This is a genomic window from Sphingomonas sp. ASY06-1R, assembly GCF_052180265.1.
In the GTDB taxonomy this organism is placed as follows: Bacteria; Pseudomonadota; Alphaproteobacteria; order Sphingomonadales; family Sphingomonadaceae; genus Sphingomonas_I.
Genome location: NZ_CP197464.1, coordinates 357,374 through 373,472, shown reverse-complemented (window position 1 = coordinate 373,472; position 16,099 = coordinate 357,374). Strand labels below are relative to the sequence as shown.

General features: G+C 65.7%; 14 protein-coding genes and 1 riboswitch. Of the genes, 7 read left to right on the top strand and 7 right to left on the bottom strand.

Going from position 1 to position 16,099, the window contains the following annotated elements; translation table 11 throughout:
- Positions 1-18: 18 nt before the first annotated feature.
- Both ACSBM8_RS01925 and ACSBM8_RS01920 read right to left on the bottom strand, forming a co-directional pair.
- A complete protein-coding gene (locus ACSBM8_RS01925) occupies positions 19-2,823 on the bottom strand; it encodes a TonB-dependent receptor (protein ID WP_442679989.1) in 2,805 nt (934 codons plus the stop codon).
- A gap of 252 nt (positions 2,824-3,075) precedes the next feature.
- Positions 3,076-4,389, bottom strand: coding sequence for a POT-type proton-dependent oligopeptide transporter (locus ACSBM8_RS01920; RefSeq protein WP_442679988.1), 1,314 nt, complete (start codon positions 4,387-4,389; stop codon positions 3,076-3,078).
- Between the two features lie 72 nt (positions 4,390-4,461).
- Between ACSBM8_RS01920 and ACSBM8_RS01915 the strand changes: the two genes are divergently transcribed.
- Positions 4,462-5,340: an endonuclease/exonuclease/phosphatase family protein gene (locus ACSBM8_RS01915; protein ID WP_442679987.1), complete on the top strand. Its 879-nt coding sequence runs from the start codon at positions 4,462-4,464 to the stop codon at positions 5,338-5,340.
- 14 nt (positions 5,341-5,354) lie between these two features.
- Here the strand turns inward: ACSBM8_RS01915 and ACSBM8_RS01910 are convergent, their stop codons facing one another.
- Complete coding sequence (locus tag ACSBM8_RS01910) at positions 5,355-7,481, bottom strand: O-linked N-acetylglucosamine transferase, SPINDLY family protein (RefSeq protein ID WP_442679986.1); 2,127 nt, start codon at positions 7,479-7,481, stop codon at positions 5,355-5,357.
- Between the two features lie 320 nt (positions 7,482-7,801).
- Positions 7,802-7,994, top strand: a riboswitch (cobalamin riboswitch).
- A 166-nt stretch (positions 7,995-8,160) separates the two neighbouring features.
- Here ACSBM8_RS01910 and ACSBM8_RS01905 point away from each other — a divergent pair.
- Genes ACSBM8_RS01905 through ACSBM8_RS01895 form a run of 3 tightly spaced genes read left to right on the top strand, consistent with a single transcriptional unit; the run spans position 8,161 to position 11,533 of the window.
- Positions 8,161-10,065 carry a TonB-dependent receptor plug domain-containing protein gene (locus ACSBM8_RS01905; RefSeq protein WP_442679985.1) on the top strand — a complete coding sequence of 635 codons (1,905 nt, stop codon included), beginning with the start codon at positions 8,161-8,163 and terminating at the stop codon, positions 10,063-10,065.
- Between the two features lie 11 nt (positions 10,066-10,076).
- Positions 10,077-10,616 carry a hypothetical protein gene (locus tag ACSBM8_RS01900; RefSeq protein WP_442679984.1) on the top strand — a complete coding sequence of 180 codons (540 nt, stop codon included), beginning with the start codon at positions 10,077-10,079 and terminating at the stop codon, positions 10,614-10,616.
- The gene (locus ACSBM8_RS01895; protein ID WP_442679983.1) at positions 10,613-11,533 is read left to right on the top strand and encodes a cobalamin-binding protein; all 921 of its coding nucleotides are present in this window, start codon (positions 10,613-10,615) and stop codon (positions 11,531-11,533) included. Before ACSBM8_RS01900 ends, ACSBM8_RS01895 begins: the two co-directional genes overlap by 4 nt.
- A gap of 174 nt (positions 11,534-11,707) precedes the next feature.
- On the opposite strand, the gene ACSBM8_RS01890 is transcribed toward ACSBM8_RS01895, so the two are convergent.
- Complete coding sequence (locus ACSBM8_RS01890; protein ID WP_442679982.1) at positions 11,708-12,007, bottom strand: GIY-YIG nuclease family protein; 300 nt, start codon at positions 12,005-12,007, stop codon at positions 11,708-11,710.
- Between the two features lie 97 nt (positions 12,008-12,104).
- The gene (locus tag ACSBM8_RS01885; RefSeq protein ID WP_442679981.1) at positions 12,105-12,572 is read right to left on the bottom strand and encodes a hypothetical protein; all 468 of its coding nucleotides are present in this window, start codon (positions 12,570-12,572) and stop codon (positions 12,105-12,107) included.
- Positions 12,573-12,727: 155 nt separating this feature from the next.
- On the opposite strand from ACSBM8_RS01885, the gene ACSBM8_RS01880 reads away from it, so the two are divergent.
- Entirely contained in the window at positions 12,728-13,735 is a 1,008-nt protein-coding gene (locus tag ACSBM8_RS01880; protein ID WP_442679980.1) for an ankyrin repeat domain-containing protein, read from the top strand.
- Between the two features lie 19 nt (positions 13,736-13,754).
- Here the strand turns inward: ACSBM8_RS01880 and ACSBM8_RS01875 are convergent, their stop codons facing one another.
- Together ACSBM8_RS01875 and ACSBM8_RS01870 are read right to left on the bottom strand one after the other, a co-directional pair.
- Positions 13,755-14,588 carry a hypothetical protein gene (locus ACSBM8_RS01875; RefSeq protein WP_442679979.1) on the bottom strand — a complete coding sequence of 278 codons (834 nt, stop codon included), beginning with the start codon at positions 14,586-14,588 and terminating at the stop codon, positions 13,755-13,757.
- Between the two features lie 105 nt (positions 14,589-14,693).
- Positions 14,694-15,110 carry a hypothetical protein gene (locus ACSBM8_RS01870; protein WP_442679978.1) on the bottom strand — a complete coding sequence of 139 codons (417 nt, stop codon included), beginning with the start codon at positions 15,108-15,110 and terminating at the stop codon, positions 14,694-14,696.
- A gap of 144 nt (positions 15,111-15,254) precedes the next feature.
- Between ACSBM8_RS01870 and ACSBM8_RS01865 the strand changes: the two genes are divergently transcribed.
- Positions 15,255-15,704, top strand: coding sequence for a hypothetical protein (locus ACSBM8_RS01865; protein ID WP_442679977.1), 450 nt, complete (start codon positions 15,255-15,257; stop codon positions 15,702-15,704).
- Between the two features lie 116 nt (positions 15,705-15,820).
- Positions 15,821-16,078 carry a hypothetical protein gene (locus ACSBM8_RS01860; RefSeq protein WP_442679976.1) on the top strand — a complete coding sequence of 86 codons (258 nt, stop codon included), beginning with the start codon at positions 15,821-15,823 and terminating at the stop codon, positions 16,076-16,078.
- Positions 16,079-16,099: the final 21 nt, after the last annotated feature.

The following is a 16,099-nucleotide window of genomic DNA, read 5'->3' as shown; positions in this document are numbered from 1 at the left end:
CGGCGGACGGGCGCCCGGCTAGAAGTTCGCGGTCAGCGTCACGGTGAAGCCGCGGCCCCAGCGCACGATCTGCGGCACCTCATCGCTGTCCGGCCCTACGGTGCGATAATAGCTGATATTGTCGAAGATGTTGGTCGCCGCGGCGGCGATCTTGAAGCGCTGATCGATCGTATAGGCCACCGTCGCATCGACGCTGCTGGTGGCCCGCTGGGTGTCGTTCAGCTCCTTCCCGCCATAGTCGCCGAAGCGATAGGCGGCGATCAATGCGCCATTATAGCGATAGGACAGGTTGGCGTAGAACGGCCCCTTCTCGTAGAAGAGCGACGCATTGTAGAGGTGGTTGGGCGTGCCCTGCATCTGCTGGCTGTGATCGGTCGCGGCATCGTCCAGATGCGCCCAGCTATGCTGCAGCGTCGCGTTGCCCGAAACACCGAAGCCGCTTTCCCAGCCCGGCAGATCGACCAGCTGGAAGCGCGCCGACAGTTCGACGCCATACATGCCCGCGCTGCCGCCATTGACCGGGCGGGAGATGGACGAGACGCCGTTCTGCGCGATCTGCTGCGCGCGGAAGCTGGTACCGCGATCATACAGATAGTCGCTGAGCGCCTTGTAAAAGGCCGCGGCGGAGGCGCTGAACCCGCGATGCTGATGCTCGATACTGGCATCGAAGTTCCACGATTTGACGGCCTTGAGATCGGGATTGCCTTCGGTGATATCGATCGAGCCGTCCGAATTCACCGTCGTCTGGCTGCCGCCGGCAAGCTGGAAGAAAGCCGGCCGGGTATAGCTGCGCCAGATCGCGCCGCGCAGTACGCTGTCCTCATCCGGGCGGTAATTGGCGTGCAGACTGGGGAGCAGGATATTGTAGTGGCTCTTGCTGGTCTGGAAGCCGTCCTGAACGCCGCTGGCGCTGGCGCTGCCGCCGCTGACCATGTTCCAGAAGCGATTGTCGATCGACGTATGTTCGAAACGCAATCCCGGCTGGATTTCCAGCCGTTCGAATTCCATCCGGGCCAGGGCATAGCCCGAGATGACATCCTCGGTCCCCGACAGGCTGTTCTTGTTGAAATCGTCTGGTGACAGCGTGACCTGGGCGGCGGCCAGGCGGGCCGCATCGGTCAGCGCGCCGCCGTCGCCACGCAGGAAGGTATAAGGATAATATTTGCGGTCGATCGCGGCGATCTGATTACGGACGAAGGGGCTGTCCGTCATCGGCTGGCCGGCAGGCACCAGATCGAGGTTGCTGAAATCGCGCGAATAGGTGTTGCGCTTGCTGTGGACGAACTTGACGCCCGCGCTTAGCGCATCGAGCCAGGATCCGACCTTGTAGGTCGCATCGAAGCGGCCGCCGAGCTTGGACGCGGTGCTGCGCGACGTCGTATATTCGCCACTACCCTGTTCTGCCGTAAACAGGCTGTTGTCGTTCAGGCGCGCGAGCTGGGCCGCGCTCAACAACGGTATCGGATAGCCGTCACGATAGCTGACCTGGAACGGCCCGTTGAGCTGATTGCCGGCGAAGGTCTGGTAGCCGATCTCGGCATGGTTGATTGCGGCACTTTTGCCCCAGCTCCAGAAGCCGCTATAATTAAGCGTCAGCCGATCCGCCTCGGTCGTCCCGCCGATCACGCCCGATATGAGCGTCGACTGGGCCGGCGCGGTTTCGAACCAGCCATGATATTCGGCGTCGCTCTCGGCATTTTGATAGAGGCCATCGGGGCGCTGGATCGCGGCCGAATAATGATCGGCCTGGATGCCCTTCTGATAGATATTCTGCGCGATGTCGGACACCGCATAGGTGCCGCGCGCATACAGCTTGGTCGCGCCCAGATGCCAGTCTAGGCCAAGCGCGCCGCCATAGCGGGTCTGATGGCCTTCGGTGAATTGCGCGTTGGTGCTGGTCAGCAGCAGATTGTCCTTCTTGTCGAAGCCATCCGGATTGCTGCCCTGCTCGCCCTGCGAGACCGCATATTCCCATTGCCCCGCCTGGAAATCGACCATGGTCGAGGCGAAGTAGCGCTTGCCATAATAGCCGGTGGCATAAATGCCGAACGCATCGTCGGCCCCGAAGCGGTGGGAAATCTCCGCCTGCGCCATGCCGCTGCCGGCCGGCGTCTTATAGTCCAGCGCCGTTTGGTTGAGCCCGCCCTGCAGGTAGAAGCCGACATGCGTCTTCTGATCGAAATCATAGGCGGTGGGCGTGCGGAAATCGATCGTCCCGCCGATGGCATCGCCATCCATGTCGGCGGTCGACGTCTTGTTCACGACGATGGCGGCAATGCCGACCGGCGGCAGCAGATCGAGTTGGATCTGGCGCGAATAGGGCATGCCCTGGGCCGCATTGGCGCCGTTGACCAGGTTCACATTGTAGGAGCCGCTGAGCCCGCGCAGATAGACGAAGCTCGCCCCGCCGCGCGCGGCGCCGTCCAGCCCGCCATGATTGCCGGACGATGGCGTCCCGAAAAAATCGGTCGGGGCGACCGAAATGCCGGGCAGCCGCGCGAGCGCATCGACCACGCTGACGGCGGGCTGGCGCTGCAGATCGGCACCGGACAAGACACTAGTCGTCCCGGTGGACGCGATCTCCGCTTTCTTGGAGGCGTGGCCGGTGACGACGATGTCCTGCCCGCCGTCATTGCGCACCGCGTCCGACTGTTGAACGGGGACCGCCTGGGCCTGCGCATTGGCGTCCCCGCCATCTTTGGCCACCGCCATGGCCGGCGCGGACAGCGCCGCGATCGCAATACCGGCGGCGCCATTCCGCCATGCGGCCGTGCGTGCACGAGGGCGCGCGTCTCCGCGCACCACCTTGATGATGCAGTTCATTCAAATCCCCGACGCTTTATCGTTGCGGCACTGTCTGCCCGAGCCGCCCGCTAATTCTCCGTCGCGTAGCTTTTGTGACATTTTGCCCGGCTATTGATGGTTTCATCGCAAAGTCGGAAATCATTCGGTCATGACATTGGCACATTTCATCGAAATAGGCGGCAATCGTCGTGGCATGGACACCGTCCGGCCTATCATGGTCCGATCATGCGATGCGGTGAGACGAGGGCCGGCGCGGCGCGATGACCGATGTCAGGCGGCCGCCCAGTGAAAGCGGCGGCGATATGCGCCCTCGAGTCGGGGCCGAATGATCAGCGCCATGCCGAAACCGGCGCCGGCAATGCCCGCGTGCAGCGTCCAGAACAGAGGGGCCGACATCCGCTCGTACAGGGCGCCGACCGCACCCACGGCGAGGTTGGCAAAGAAGCCGTGCAGGTAAAACAGTCCCACCATCGCCCCGCTCCACCCGTCCGGTGCGGCGGCGGTGACGATCTCCAGCGCCGCCGGCCAGATCAGGGCGATGCCCAAGTCCAGGCAGGCGAGCACGGTCAGCGGCTCCCATACCTCGCCCCTGCCGCGCAGACTGAGCGTTGCGAGCAGGGCATAACCGACGACGATGGCCCCGCAGCCGGCGATCAAGCGGTCAGCGCCGCGCATCCGCATCAGCAGCGGGAGGCGCGACGTCAGGAACACCATTGCGATCGTCAGCAGCCCATCGGCGGCGACGAACCAGGAAGGCGGGACCGCGAAGCCGCCGACATCCAGGCGGATCGCGCGCTCGATCCAGACCAGGAAGAGGTTCGAAACCTGTTCGTAGGCGGAGAAGGCGAGAATGGTGACGCCGATCGTCGCCAGCGCGAGCAGGATCGATCCCCCTTTGCCCACGGCCCGCTGCGAACGCGCACCGGACCTGGCGGCTTTTGGGCCGTCTGGCACCCCCGCGTAGACCGCCAGGCCGACAAGCATCGCGGCACTGGCCGCCGCAAAGCCATATTGCCAGCCGCATTGGTGGGCGAGCCATCCGCACGTCAGCGGGCCGAGCATCACCCCGATATTGAGAAAGACCAGATAGCGCGCGAAGACGACGCCGCGGTCGGGATCGTCGCGCGGATGGAGATCGCCCAGCTGCGCAGCGAGGTTCGCTTTGAGCAGCCCGGTGCTCACAATCAACATCAGCAGCGCCGGCAGCAACATGTTCGGCAGGGTCAGGCAGGCATGGCCACAGGCAGCGACCATCCCGCCGATCAGCACCGCCCGTCGCCGCCCGAACAGGCGATCGCCGAGCAGGCCGCCGACCGGCACCGCGAGATAGGTCAAGGCGACGTACAATCCGTACATCTGCGATGCGAGCGCCAGCACGGAGAGCGGCCCCCACAGCCCCTCAAGATCGTGCCGGATCGCCGTCATCCCCCAGGCGGTCTGACGGCCGATCAGCACTTGATGCAGCAGATACAAGGTCAGCAGCGAGCGCATGCCATGCAGGGCAAAGCGTTCGCACAATTCCATGCCGGCAAGATGGTAAAAGGCGCGGCTGGGGGCGGGGGATGCGGGAGAGACGCCTGTCACGCCCGCGTCATAAATCGCGCCTGTTACCGGACCGCGACATCGTTTCCACGGATGATGGAGGAAAGATCTGCAATGGTGAAAGCTCTGCCCGCCCGGCTCTTCTGGCTTGCCGCCACGACCTTCCTGTTCGCAACAGGCGCACCCGCGCGCGACCTGCGCGTGATGACGTTCAACGTGCGCTTTCCCAATCCGGACGACGGGCGGAACCTCTGGATCAAGCGGCGTGCGCTGTTCGTGCGCACGATCCGGCTGGCCGATCCGGACGTGATCGGCACGCAGGAATTATTCCAGTCGCAGGGTAACGATATCGTGCGCGCCTTGCCCCGCTATCGCTGGTTCGGACGGGACCGCTTCGGTGGCCACGGCAATGAGCATATGGGCATTTTCTATCGCACCGATCGGTTGCGGCTGGTGCGGAATGGCGACTTCTGGTTGTCCAATACGCCGACCAGACCGGGCAGCATGGATTGGGGCGCCGCGCTTCCACGGATGGTGAACTGGGGTGTGTTCCAGACGCTCGGGCCCAAACCGTACCGCTTCCTGCTGGTCGACACCCATTTCGCCAATCGCGACACAGAAGATGAAGACGCGCGGCGGCGATCGGCCGACCTGATCGCGCGCAGGCTGCCGGCGCTCGCGCGCAACCTGCCGGTCGTTCTGACCGGTGACTTCAACGCGACACCCGACAGCGCGGCGCATCGCCGCCTAGCCGCGGTGCTGACCGATGTTTGGCAGACGGCGCCTGCCAAGCAGGGGCCCGCGGGGACGTTCCACGATTTCACCGGCATGCCAGGCACGATGATCGACTATATCATGGTCCGCGGCTTCCGCCCGATCAGCGCCGCAATACTGACCACGCATGAGGGCCGGCGCTACCCATCGGATCATTTCCCGATCGTGGCGACGCTACGCCCGTCACGATATGTGCAGACGCAGGGCGGCGGATCTTAGACCCTCCACCCGCTTCAGGATGCGAGGAAAAGCCGCTGCATCGCCGCGATCGCCGCCGCATTTCCATCCGCGCGTGGTGCAGCCTCGGCAAGCGAACGGTGATCTTCGATACGCGAAAGCGCGTTGCGGCTGCGGCCGGCATATTCGACCGCCAACTGAACATATTGGTCCGTATCGCGGGCGACGCCGCCGGTCTGCCCGATCTGGCGAAGCAATCCGGCCGCAAGCCGCTGCCGCATGAAGCGGCCTTCCAACGTTACGATCGGCGTGCCGCGATGGATGGCCTGCCAGGCGGTGGTGTAGCCGGAGAATGCCGGGCAATCGAGCATCACATCCATCGCGTCCAGAAAGCCCAGAAACTCCGCCTGGTTCATCCATCCGGTTATCCGCAGATAGCGCTTGGGATCCAGCCCCATGGCGGCAAAGGCGCGGCCCAGTCGCTCCATCAGCAACGCGCTGGCGCTCGGATGCTTATGCGATTGAACGATCCAGAATTCGGCCGGCCCGGCATCCCGCGCGATCTGCGCAATGCGAGCATCGTCCTGGGGGTCGAACTTCATCGGCTGCTGGCACAAGGCGAAGCGGACATGGCCCGGTTCGCGCGGCGGGCCGCTCCAGCGACGTGGGGGCGGCAGATCGAAGCGGGTGAACACGCCCGTTCCCGGCAGCTTTACCAGCGTTTCGCTATAATGAGCCTGCGCGTCGGACGCTTCGATCGCCTCGCCGGACAGGTAAATGTCGATGCTTGGGAGCCCGGTGGTGATCGGATGGCCCCAGCTCGCCAATTGCCGCGGCGCCAGGCGGCGCGGTGCCAAGGCGCCGCCGATCGCATCCATCCCCACCTCGGGGTAGAACAGAATGTCAGGCGCCTCACGCCGGATATGATCGGTCCAAGCGTCGACGGCGAGCGGCTGACGCAGGCAATGATCGACATGCGCCTCGGCCCATTGCGTCTCGGCATCCTGCAACTGGCCGGTGGCGTAGAGCCGCACGTCGAACCTGTCGCGGTCGATCCGTTCGATCATGCCCCGCAGGATGATCTGCCAGACCGGGTGGGTCCGCACCTGCCCACTTACGATGCCAAGCCGCATTCGCGCGCGCCCGATCGTGGCCACCGACTGCACGCTGGCTGCGGACGGATCCTGCGCGACCTCCCGGTGTATCAGGGCCCCGAACCGGCGCAGCGCATCGGTCGCGTCGCCGGGGCGATAGGCCAATAGGAAAGGCTGCACGCTACCGGCGACTCTTGCCAAGGCGCCGGAGTGCGTGCGCGACCAATCGTCCAACGCATCGACGGCCTGCATGAACGCCTGCGGCACCTGCTCGCTTTGCGCCGGCGACATGGTCATGATCGGGATCGCCGCAACGGCGAGCGCGAGCTGGGCTGCGGCATGATCGGGTGCGCGTGCGATGAGCGCGCGATACTGGGCCAGCGCTCCGTCCCGATCACCCCGTTCGAACAGCGCATGTCCCAGGTTCAGGGCCGCGTCGTCATAATCAGGCCTGATGGCCAGCGCGGCCCGAAAGGCGGAAGCCGCTTCCTCGATGCGGCTCGCCTTCATCAGCAGCAGCCCGTAATTGTTGTGCGCCTCCGCCTGACGAGGATCTTTGCTCAGCAAGGCGCGAAACATGCGCTCCGCCTCCTCGAGGCGGCCCATCGTCATCAACACGCCGGCTGCGTTCACCTGCGCTGGCGCGAAGTGCGGATCGGCCCGCATTGCCTGCTGAAAGCTCTGCAGGGCGGCATGGCTGTCCCCGAGCTTGGCCTGGCAATGGCCGAGGCTATTCCAGACATCCCGCAGCCGCGGGTTGAGCCGTAACGCGGTGGAATAGACGCGTGTCGCCCCCTCCAAATCGCCCAGCGCCTGCAACGCAAGGCCAAGGTTATAAAGGGCGGGAAGGTGATCGGGCTTCAGCGCCAACGCCTGCCGAAAAGCGCCGGCCGCCGCCTCGCTGTCACCGGTCGTATGCAGGACCATGCCGAGATTGGTATGAAAGCCCGGCACCTGCGGGTTGATCGCAATGGCCTGCCTGATCCGGTTGAGGGCAAGCGGGACGTCCCCGCGCGCAAAGTCGATCATCCCGAGCAGATTAAGCGCATCCGGCTGCTGCGGCACATCGGCCAGGACGCGCTCGTACAATCGCCCCGCCTCGGCGAGACGACCTGCCTGGTGATGCCGTGTCCCCTCCGCAATAGTCGAACGAACAAGCTCAGGATTCATCGAGCGGCTTTCGAGGGTTTACGGAATGCGGACGCTACGGCGGGCCCGATGCCTGTCAAGCAATCCGACGGAGAAGAGCGCACTATCGGCGGCGGATGGCCCGGCACAATCCGCGCCTCGTCCACGTCCGTCACGCGCTGATTGCGCAACAGTGATCGGCCCGCATACCGACAGCTACGACATGAATGTTGCTTTCGCGGGCCAAGCGGATAAAGGGCCGCCGCAAGGGGGCTCGCGAGAGCAACCGGATGCACGCCGGTAACGGGAATGCAGTGCCGCCTTCGGGCTCATTCTGCAGCTATCCCTGTAACTGTGAGCGGTGAGTGCGAAGCGCAGGCGGACATGTCCGCAGCCACTGGGTGCAAACCTGGGAAGGCGCGTCTCGCACGATGACCCGCAAGCCAGGAGACCGACCGGCGCGCGTCGCTCTTGCCCGGCTCAGGGATTGGCCAGGCGCGAATAGACTTTCGTCTGAGCGACGATAGGCGGCCGGGGCCGCAGCGAATGGATCGGCGGGGTGCGCCCCTCTCCGCTCCGGACGTCCGCGCGTAGGCGGAGGACCCGGCTTGGTTCGCTCGGCGCCAGGTTTATACGCTCCATGAAGACGGCATTTCTGTGCGCGACCGCGATCGCGTTGCTCCCCACCCATCTCTTCGCGCAGGATGCGCCCGACGATCAGATCGTCGTCACCGGCACCCGCACCGCCGATCCCCAGATTGCCGACCGTCTGGGCGGATCGCTGACGGTCATCGACGCGCAGGCGATGCGTGACCGGCAGGTGCGCGATGTGTCGGACGTGTTGCGCGACATTCCCGGCGTGGCGGTCAGCTCCGTCCCCGGCCAGACCCAGATCCGGCTGCGCGGCACCGAGGCGAACCACGTTCTTGTCCTGATCGACGGGATCGAAGTCTCCGATCCCTATCAGGGCGAATTCGACTTCAGCACGCTGGCGGCCGACGAAGCCTCCCGCATCGAAGTGCTGCGCGGCCAGCAGAGCGCGCTCTACGGATCGGACGCGATCGGCGGCGTCGTCCAATATATCACCTCGTCCGGCCGCGAGGCGCCGGGCTTCACCGCGCGGGCGGAGGGCGGATCGTTCGGCACGTTCAACGCCGCCGCGCGTGCGGCCGGCGCAACCGGCAATCTGGATTATGCGCTGACGCTGACGCGAAACGACACGGACGGCACGTCCGGCGCGCGCAATGGCAGCCGCGATCTTGGCAAGAAGACCACCGCGGCCGCGTTCAAGTCGACCTGGACCCCGGCCGGCAACGTCAAGGTCTCGGCGGTCGGCCGCTATTCGCGCACGGTCAGCGATTTCAACAATCAGGATTTCACGCCGGGTAGCCCGACCTTCGGCCTCGTCATCGACTCCCCCGGCAGCTTCGTGCGCGCCCGCGGCCTGTATGGCCTGGTGCGCGCCGAAGTGTACGGGCTCGACGGCCGCTGGCAGAATGCCGTGTCCGCCCAGGTCGCCAACACCAGGCGCGACGGCTTCGATCTGGACGCTCCCAGCTATGGCGATCGCGGCAGCCGCGTGAAGGGCTCGTTCGAAAGCACGCTGCGCTTCGACAAGGGCGCGACCCGCAACAGCCTGACCTTCGCCGCAGACGCCGAGCGCGAAAGCTATCGCAACGCTGATCCGACGGGCTCGTCCTTCACCGGCTGGCGCCACACCAACAATGTCGGCCTGGTCGGCCAATATAATCTGACCGCGGGCGCGTTCGCGCTGGGCGCGGCGCTGCGTCACGATTTCAACAACAAGTTTCAGGACGCAACGACCTGGCGCGCGGATGCGAGCTACAGCTTCGATACCGGCACCAAGCTGCATGTTGCGGGCGGATCGGGCGTCAAGAATCCCGGCTTCTTCGAGCTGTATGGCTTTATCGACGGGCGCTTCATCGGCAATGGCAGCCTGAAGCCCGAAAAGTCGACCGGCTGGGAAGCCGGCGTCGAACAGCAGCTGGCCGGCAAGGCCCTGACGATCGGCGCGACCTATTTCGACAGCCGCCTGAAGAATGAAATCTTCACCGATTATCCGGCCCCGAATTTCGTCGCGACCCCCGCCAATCGCGATACCGATTCCAAGCAGCGCGGTGTGGAAACCTTCCTGACCGCGCGGATCGGCACGGCCTGGCGGGTCGATGCCTCCTACACCTATCTCCATGCGCGTGAGGATGGCGTGCGCGAGGTGCGTCGGCCCAACAACATCGCCAGCCTGGCCGTCGGCTGGCGCGCGCCGGAGGATCGCGGCGGTGTCACCGTCGTCGTGCGCTACAATGGCCAGCAGACCGACAGCGCCTATCTGGACCCCAGCTTCGTGCCGACGACGGTCCGGCTCGGTTCCTACACGCTGGTCGGCGTGAACGGGGACATTGCGATCACGCGCAATCTGTCGCTGTTCGGCCGGGTCGAGAATGCGCTCGACAAGAAATATGAGCAGGTGTTCAGTTTCACCAATCCCGGCATCGCCGCTTATGGCGGCATCCGCGCCCGCTTCTGAGGAGCTGCATCATGACCACAGATGACATGGACGCAAATCCGGCAGTGGGCTGGGCCTGGGCGGGCGCGCTCGCGCTGGTGACAGTCGCCGGCACGCTGGCCGCATCCTGCATGATGCCGTTCGTGGCGTTGGCGGTGATGGCGGCGGCGACCTTGCCGCTGCGCCAAGCGCTGGCCGCCACGGCGCTGGCGTGGGCGGCGGAACAGTCGCTCGGCTTCGGCCTGCTCGGCTATCCGCTGGAGGCGTCCGCGATCGGATGGGGCATCGCGCTCGGCATGGCCGCGCTGGCGGTCACGCAGGCATCGATCGCAATCGGCGCGGAGCGGGGGATTGCCCCCACGATCATCGCCTTCGCGGCCGGCTTCGTCCTCTACGAGGTCGTGCTGTTCGTCTACGGCGCCGCCATTGGCGGTACCCAGGCCTTCACCGGCGCGATCGTGCTCCAGCTGGCCCGCAACGAGCTGGCCTGGTTCGCGGCGCTCCTCGTCCTGCGCGAGGCGCTCCGCTTGCTGCTCCCCACGCGGATGGTCCCCCACGGCGCCATCGCGTGAAGGTCGCCTCCCTTCTGCCCAGCGCGACCGAGATCGCGGTCGCGCTGGGGCTGGGCGACAATCTGGTCGGCCGATCGCACGAATGCGATTTCCCGCCGGCCGTCCAGCGCCTGCCGGTCTGCACCGCCACCAAGCTGGAAAAGGGCCTGCGTTCGATCGAGATCGACCGGCGGGTGCAGGAGATCGTGCGCCAGGGCCTGTCGGTCTATGAGGTTCATGCCGAGCTGCTGCGGTCGCTCCAGCCCGACGTGATCCTGACCCAGACCCAATGCGCCATCTGCGCGGTCACGCCGGCGGATCTGGAGGAATCGCTGTGCGCCTGGACAGGCGCGCAACCCGAGCTCGTCTCGCTCGCGCCCGATACGCTGGACGACGTCTGGGGCGACATCCGGCGCGTCGGCGCCGCGACCGGGCGGACTATGCAGGCGGAGCAGGTCGTCGCCGATCTACAGGGCCGTCTTGTCGACCTGCAGGAAGCGGGTCGGCAATTGCCCCGCCGGCTTCGCGTCGCCGCGATCGAGTGGTTCGATCCGCTGATGGGCGCGGGCAACTGGATTCCGGAACTGGTGGAGATTGCCGGCGGCGAACCACTGCTGGCGGCGGCGGGACAGCATTCGCCGATGCTGGACTGGTCTGCGCTGGTCGACGCCGATCCCGACGTCCTGGTGCTGATGCCGTGCGGCTATCAGATCCCCCAGAGCCTTGCCGACATCGAAGCCGTATCGGGCGAGCCGCGCTGGCGCCAACTGCGCGCCGTCGCGAAGGGCGACATCTTCATCGCCGACGGCCATCATTTCTTCAACCGCCCCGGCCCCCGCCTGGTGGAAAGCACGCAGATCCTGTTCGAAATTTTCAGGGCGACTTTCCACGGGGGCGATATCGGTGAAGGCTGGATGCGCTGGCGTCCAGAGGCGTAACCTCCCTAAAGCAATCCCGTCACCCCGGCCTTGAGCCGGGGTCCCGCTGCCTCGACAAACGGGCCTTCGCCAAGCATTTCCGGTGCTGAAAGCGTTCTGCGGCTTTCCCATACTTCCAAAATAGGCCCCCGCCGCAAGGCGAAGGTGACGAAGACCGAACGTGTCGGCCGCGCCTCAGATCAGATCCTCGTACCGATCGCCCCAATCGGGATTCTGAGTTTCTACCAGTGCAAACTTCCATTCGCGCCGCCAGCGCTTGAGCCGCTTCTCGTGAGCGATGCAGTCATCGATTGTTGAACCCTGCTCTGCCCAAACCAACCGGGTCAGGCCGTAACGCGCGCAGAAGTCCGACCCGCTTCCGCTCCGATGCTGCGCGATGCGTGCAGGCAGATGCGCGGTCACGCCGATATACATCGTGCCGCGGTATCGGTCCGCCATCATATACACCCAGCCGCCACGCCCTGCCCGCTCCATAGGCTAACAGGACCACAAGCGGGACCCCGGCTCAAGGCCGGGGTGACGAAGATGTCGCTCCTCAGGTTTACCTAGCCGAGGCGGCGCTTCGACAATTCTACTGCCCCGCTATCGCCTTGCGCAGATAGTCCGCATAGCTGCCAGAGGCGGCGTCCACCGCATCGGCGAGACGCCAGCCCGCCGGCGTGTGCACAAGTTTCAACAGGAAATCGGCCGGTCCATTGACGCCGCCCGTCAACGCAACGCGCACCGACGCGGCGGTCGGCGTTGCGGACACGATGGTGATCCGGTTGCGCAATTCGCTCACATCCTGGCAGTCGCATAACGGATTGCCGACCAGATCCGGATCCTCGGTCTTGCGGGCGATCGCTTCGGCACGCTGGACCAGCCGGTTCAGCTCGGGCGCAAAGGTTTGCGCATCCGGCACCGGCGGTTGAACATTGCCATAGAGCCGGTCGACGAAGCGCTTGGCCGAGGCGGCCGGTGTTTCGGGCGCCGGTGCCGCCACGGCGGTTGCGGCCGCGGTCGCCGCCATCATCGCCCCCATCCAACGCTGCGCTATCATGGCCCCACTCCCTTCGTCGCACGTCCGGTTCGGCTCGGGCCGATTCCCTCCCGCCAACGTTGCAGCCCGGCGATCGTTGCGCATGAACCCGCTCATCAAAGACGGGGTGACGCATGGCCAAGAAAAGGAAAACACTTCCGAAGGACTTTGAGGAGATGCTGAAGACAAGCACGCTTGCCGATCTTCAGGCCGTCTTTGCCGCGTGCGATGTGGAGGCCCGCGGCGGCTATGAGAAACAAACCGCGTTGGCGTTCGACGAATGCCCCGATGAACTGGCGCGCTGGCTGGTCGCACAGGGCGCCGATGTGAATGCGGAAGACCTGTATGGCCAAACGCCGCTTCACGCCCGCGCGGGCCATTGGCAGGGACGGCTCGACATTCTGCTGGAACTGGGGGCGGATGTGCATGCGGGCGAAGGGGGGCGCGGCACCCCGCTGCACCGCGCCGCCACGGCCGGCCGCGTCGCCCATGCGCAGCAATTGATCGCGCACGGCGCCAAGGTCGACGCACATGACAAGCAGGGCTTCACCCCGCTGGAGATCGCGCTGCGCGGCTGCAGCAATGCCCAGATCGAAGCGGTCGTCGATCTCGCCGCCGTGCTGCTGGACGCCGGCGCCACCGTCACCGATCGCATGCCGGCCTTTGTGACGCGCATCGGCGAGCAATTCGAATTTCATCGCGCCGGCTTCAACCCCGACAGCCTGGCCACGACCGACGCCGCGCTGCACCGGCTCTACGCGCAATTCGGCGTACCGCCCGTGCCACGTCGGATGATGCATGACGGTAAGGCGCCAATCGTCGCCACCGCCCCGCGCTGGCAGGATGCGCATCAGCAATTGTGGGAATTGCTGGTTCCGTCCCAAGGGGCTGCCCAGACGGTGCAGGGCGAGGTCATCCGTATTTCCGGCCGGATCGCGCGCGAGCTGGATGGCAATGGCGGCGCCAACTGGGATCGGCAGTTTCGATCGATGGTGGACGCATGGCGCCGGCATGTCGCGTCCGGCACGCCGCTGCCGCCCGCAGACCTGGCCAAAGCCGATGCGATCGTCGTCGCCATCGATCGCAACGGCGGCGACTGCGCAGCGATGATGGAACTGGCGGTGTCCTGGGTGGCACGCAATCTCGATCCCGTCCCGCTGCCGCCGCCCGCGTACCAGCGTTAAGCGGGAAACGGCCTGCCGGTCATTCCGGCGCGCACGCCCACAGAAAAGCCCCGCGCGCCTGTTTGACCGTCGGCGTGACGCGGCGAGGGAAGCTCAGCATGCGTTCCGGGCCATTATTGTCGTGGACGGCGATCCGTACCTGCGGCCCATCCAGATATTCGCCGTCGCTTTGCACGGTCCAGTCGATGCGGTGGGAACCGCCCGCCCATGCGATGACGGTTCCGCAATGGCCGCTCGGCAGAATGGCGGTGATCGGGCGCCCGTCCAGCTTCCCGCCTGGCGTCAAGGCCGTGCGCAGCCGCGCCAGAGCCGCGCTGTGGGCCGCGACCGTTCCCGCCGAATAGCCGGTCGCACTCGTCGCCTGCGGCAGGCTTGTCGCCAGCCGCGTGTAGAAGGCCTGCGATCGTGTATTCTTTTCGGCGGCAAAATGCGCCGCGGACTGCTTGGCGGCCGCCGCGCCCAGCAGGAAGGCCTGATGGTCCGCCGCCGGGTTTTCGCCCGATACGACATGCCCGGCACCGTCAAACCGCGTTGCCGCGACCAGCGTCTGGGGGGTCAGATACAAGGCGCCGCTCACCGGCTTGCCGCCGGCGGCACGGCCCAGAAACAGGCTCCAGTCGAGCTGGTGCTGAACCCGCAGCACCCCGACCCCTTCGGCCACGCCGTTGCGGCACGGGCCGAGCCAGGTCGCGACGCCCCGTTCGACATCGACCGGCGTCTGCACGCGGCAGGGGGCGGCCGGGGCCGCCTGCGCCGCCGCCGCCGGGACGGTCAGCGCAAGCGGCGCGATCATGCTTCCCAGCGCGCAGCCGAAAAGACCGCTCCCGCGCGATGTGCTGATCAAAATGGCCATAAGCAGCGCATATCCCTTCTCTGCCCCGGTAATGCCCGCGCGCGCGATCCGGTGCGCCTGGGCCGATGATCATCGATTGGCGCGACGCGCTGCACGGCGGCCGGCTCAGCCCGGCGCCATGACATATTTGCGATAGACCCAGCCGGAGCGGCATGGCCCCCGATAGGCGGCGCGTTGCGCGCGCGGGCTGGTGACGCCGCAGTCCGCGTCATTATGCCCCTTGGAATAGACGACGCCCAGCCACATCCCCTTTTCCTCACAGACCAGCAGTCTCTGATCGGTATGGACGCGATCCAGCTGGCGGTAGGGCTTGCCGCCCGGTCCGCTTTGCACCGAAAGATAATTGTCGCCCTTGGGATCCAGCCCCGCGACGACGCCGAAGTCGCTGCAGGCATCGTCCTCGGTGGATCCACCATAATGAACCGGCACGGACGGCGCAGATGCGGCCGTCAGGCCGGGCGCGGCGACAAAGGCCGTCAGCAGAAATGCCGATGCAATCCGCATCGATCGACATTCGCGCATCCGTCACATCCTCCCTGACACCACCCCGATATCGGGATAAAGCTTGATCTATAGTAGGGTTCCTTTCCGTGCTGGATAGCAAAGGCGGCGTGAAGATTGTGCGACACGCTTATGCGGCGCGCGTTTCCCTGATATTTCTGCGCCATGGTCCCGACGATTCTGATCGCTGCCGCTGCACTTGCCGCTCCTGCGGGCGGGACGTCCGGCAGGCTCAGTGACGCGCAATCGGCGGGGGCCGCCCTGTACCGCGCGTTGCCGACTGACGGCTTCGACTTTCGTCGCCTGCGTTTTGCGCCTCCGCTGCGCGAATTGATGCGGCGCGAGGCGGCTTTGGCCAATGGCGAGGAAGGATTGATCGACGCCGTCCCGCTCTGCGATTGTCAGGACGTCGCGGAAGACTATGCCTTTACGCTGCACGCACGGAAGGTCGGCGCGAAGGCCGAAGAGGTGACGGTGCGGCTCGTCAACGATACCCCCTCCTCCTTTCGCATCGATATGGTTCGGTTGCCGGCGGGATGGGCCATTGCGGACATACACGGCCCCCGCCACCCCAGCCTCGTCGCCTATCTGCGTCGTCATCTCCCGGCGCGATAGGCGTAGCCGGGGCGCCCGTCTGGTTGGCCTTTTTCTGCCGGGTCGATCCTGAGCGACGGATATTTGTCGGCCCTTATCGCTTTTCCCCGCATGCGCGTGCCGGCTGGGGAGGGATGATGCCGCTGATGACCTTATGGCTGGCCACCGCAGCCACCGCGCCTCCGCCGGCCGACGTGAAGGCATTTCTGGAACGGCGCGAGCAATGCGCACATTGGGCGGGCGAAGAGCCTTATGACGCGGCGCGCGGGCGCGAGATCGCAACCGCCATCCGCCGTCTGCGCTGCGATAGGATCGATGCCGATGCGGCGCGGCTACGGCAACGCTACCAGCACACGCCAGACATCACGAAGCTGCTCGATGACACCGAGCAATAACGTCATCGCGGCGGCGGCGAT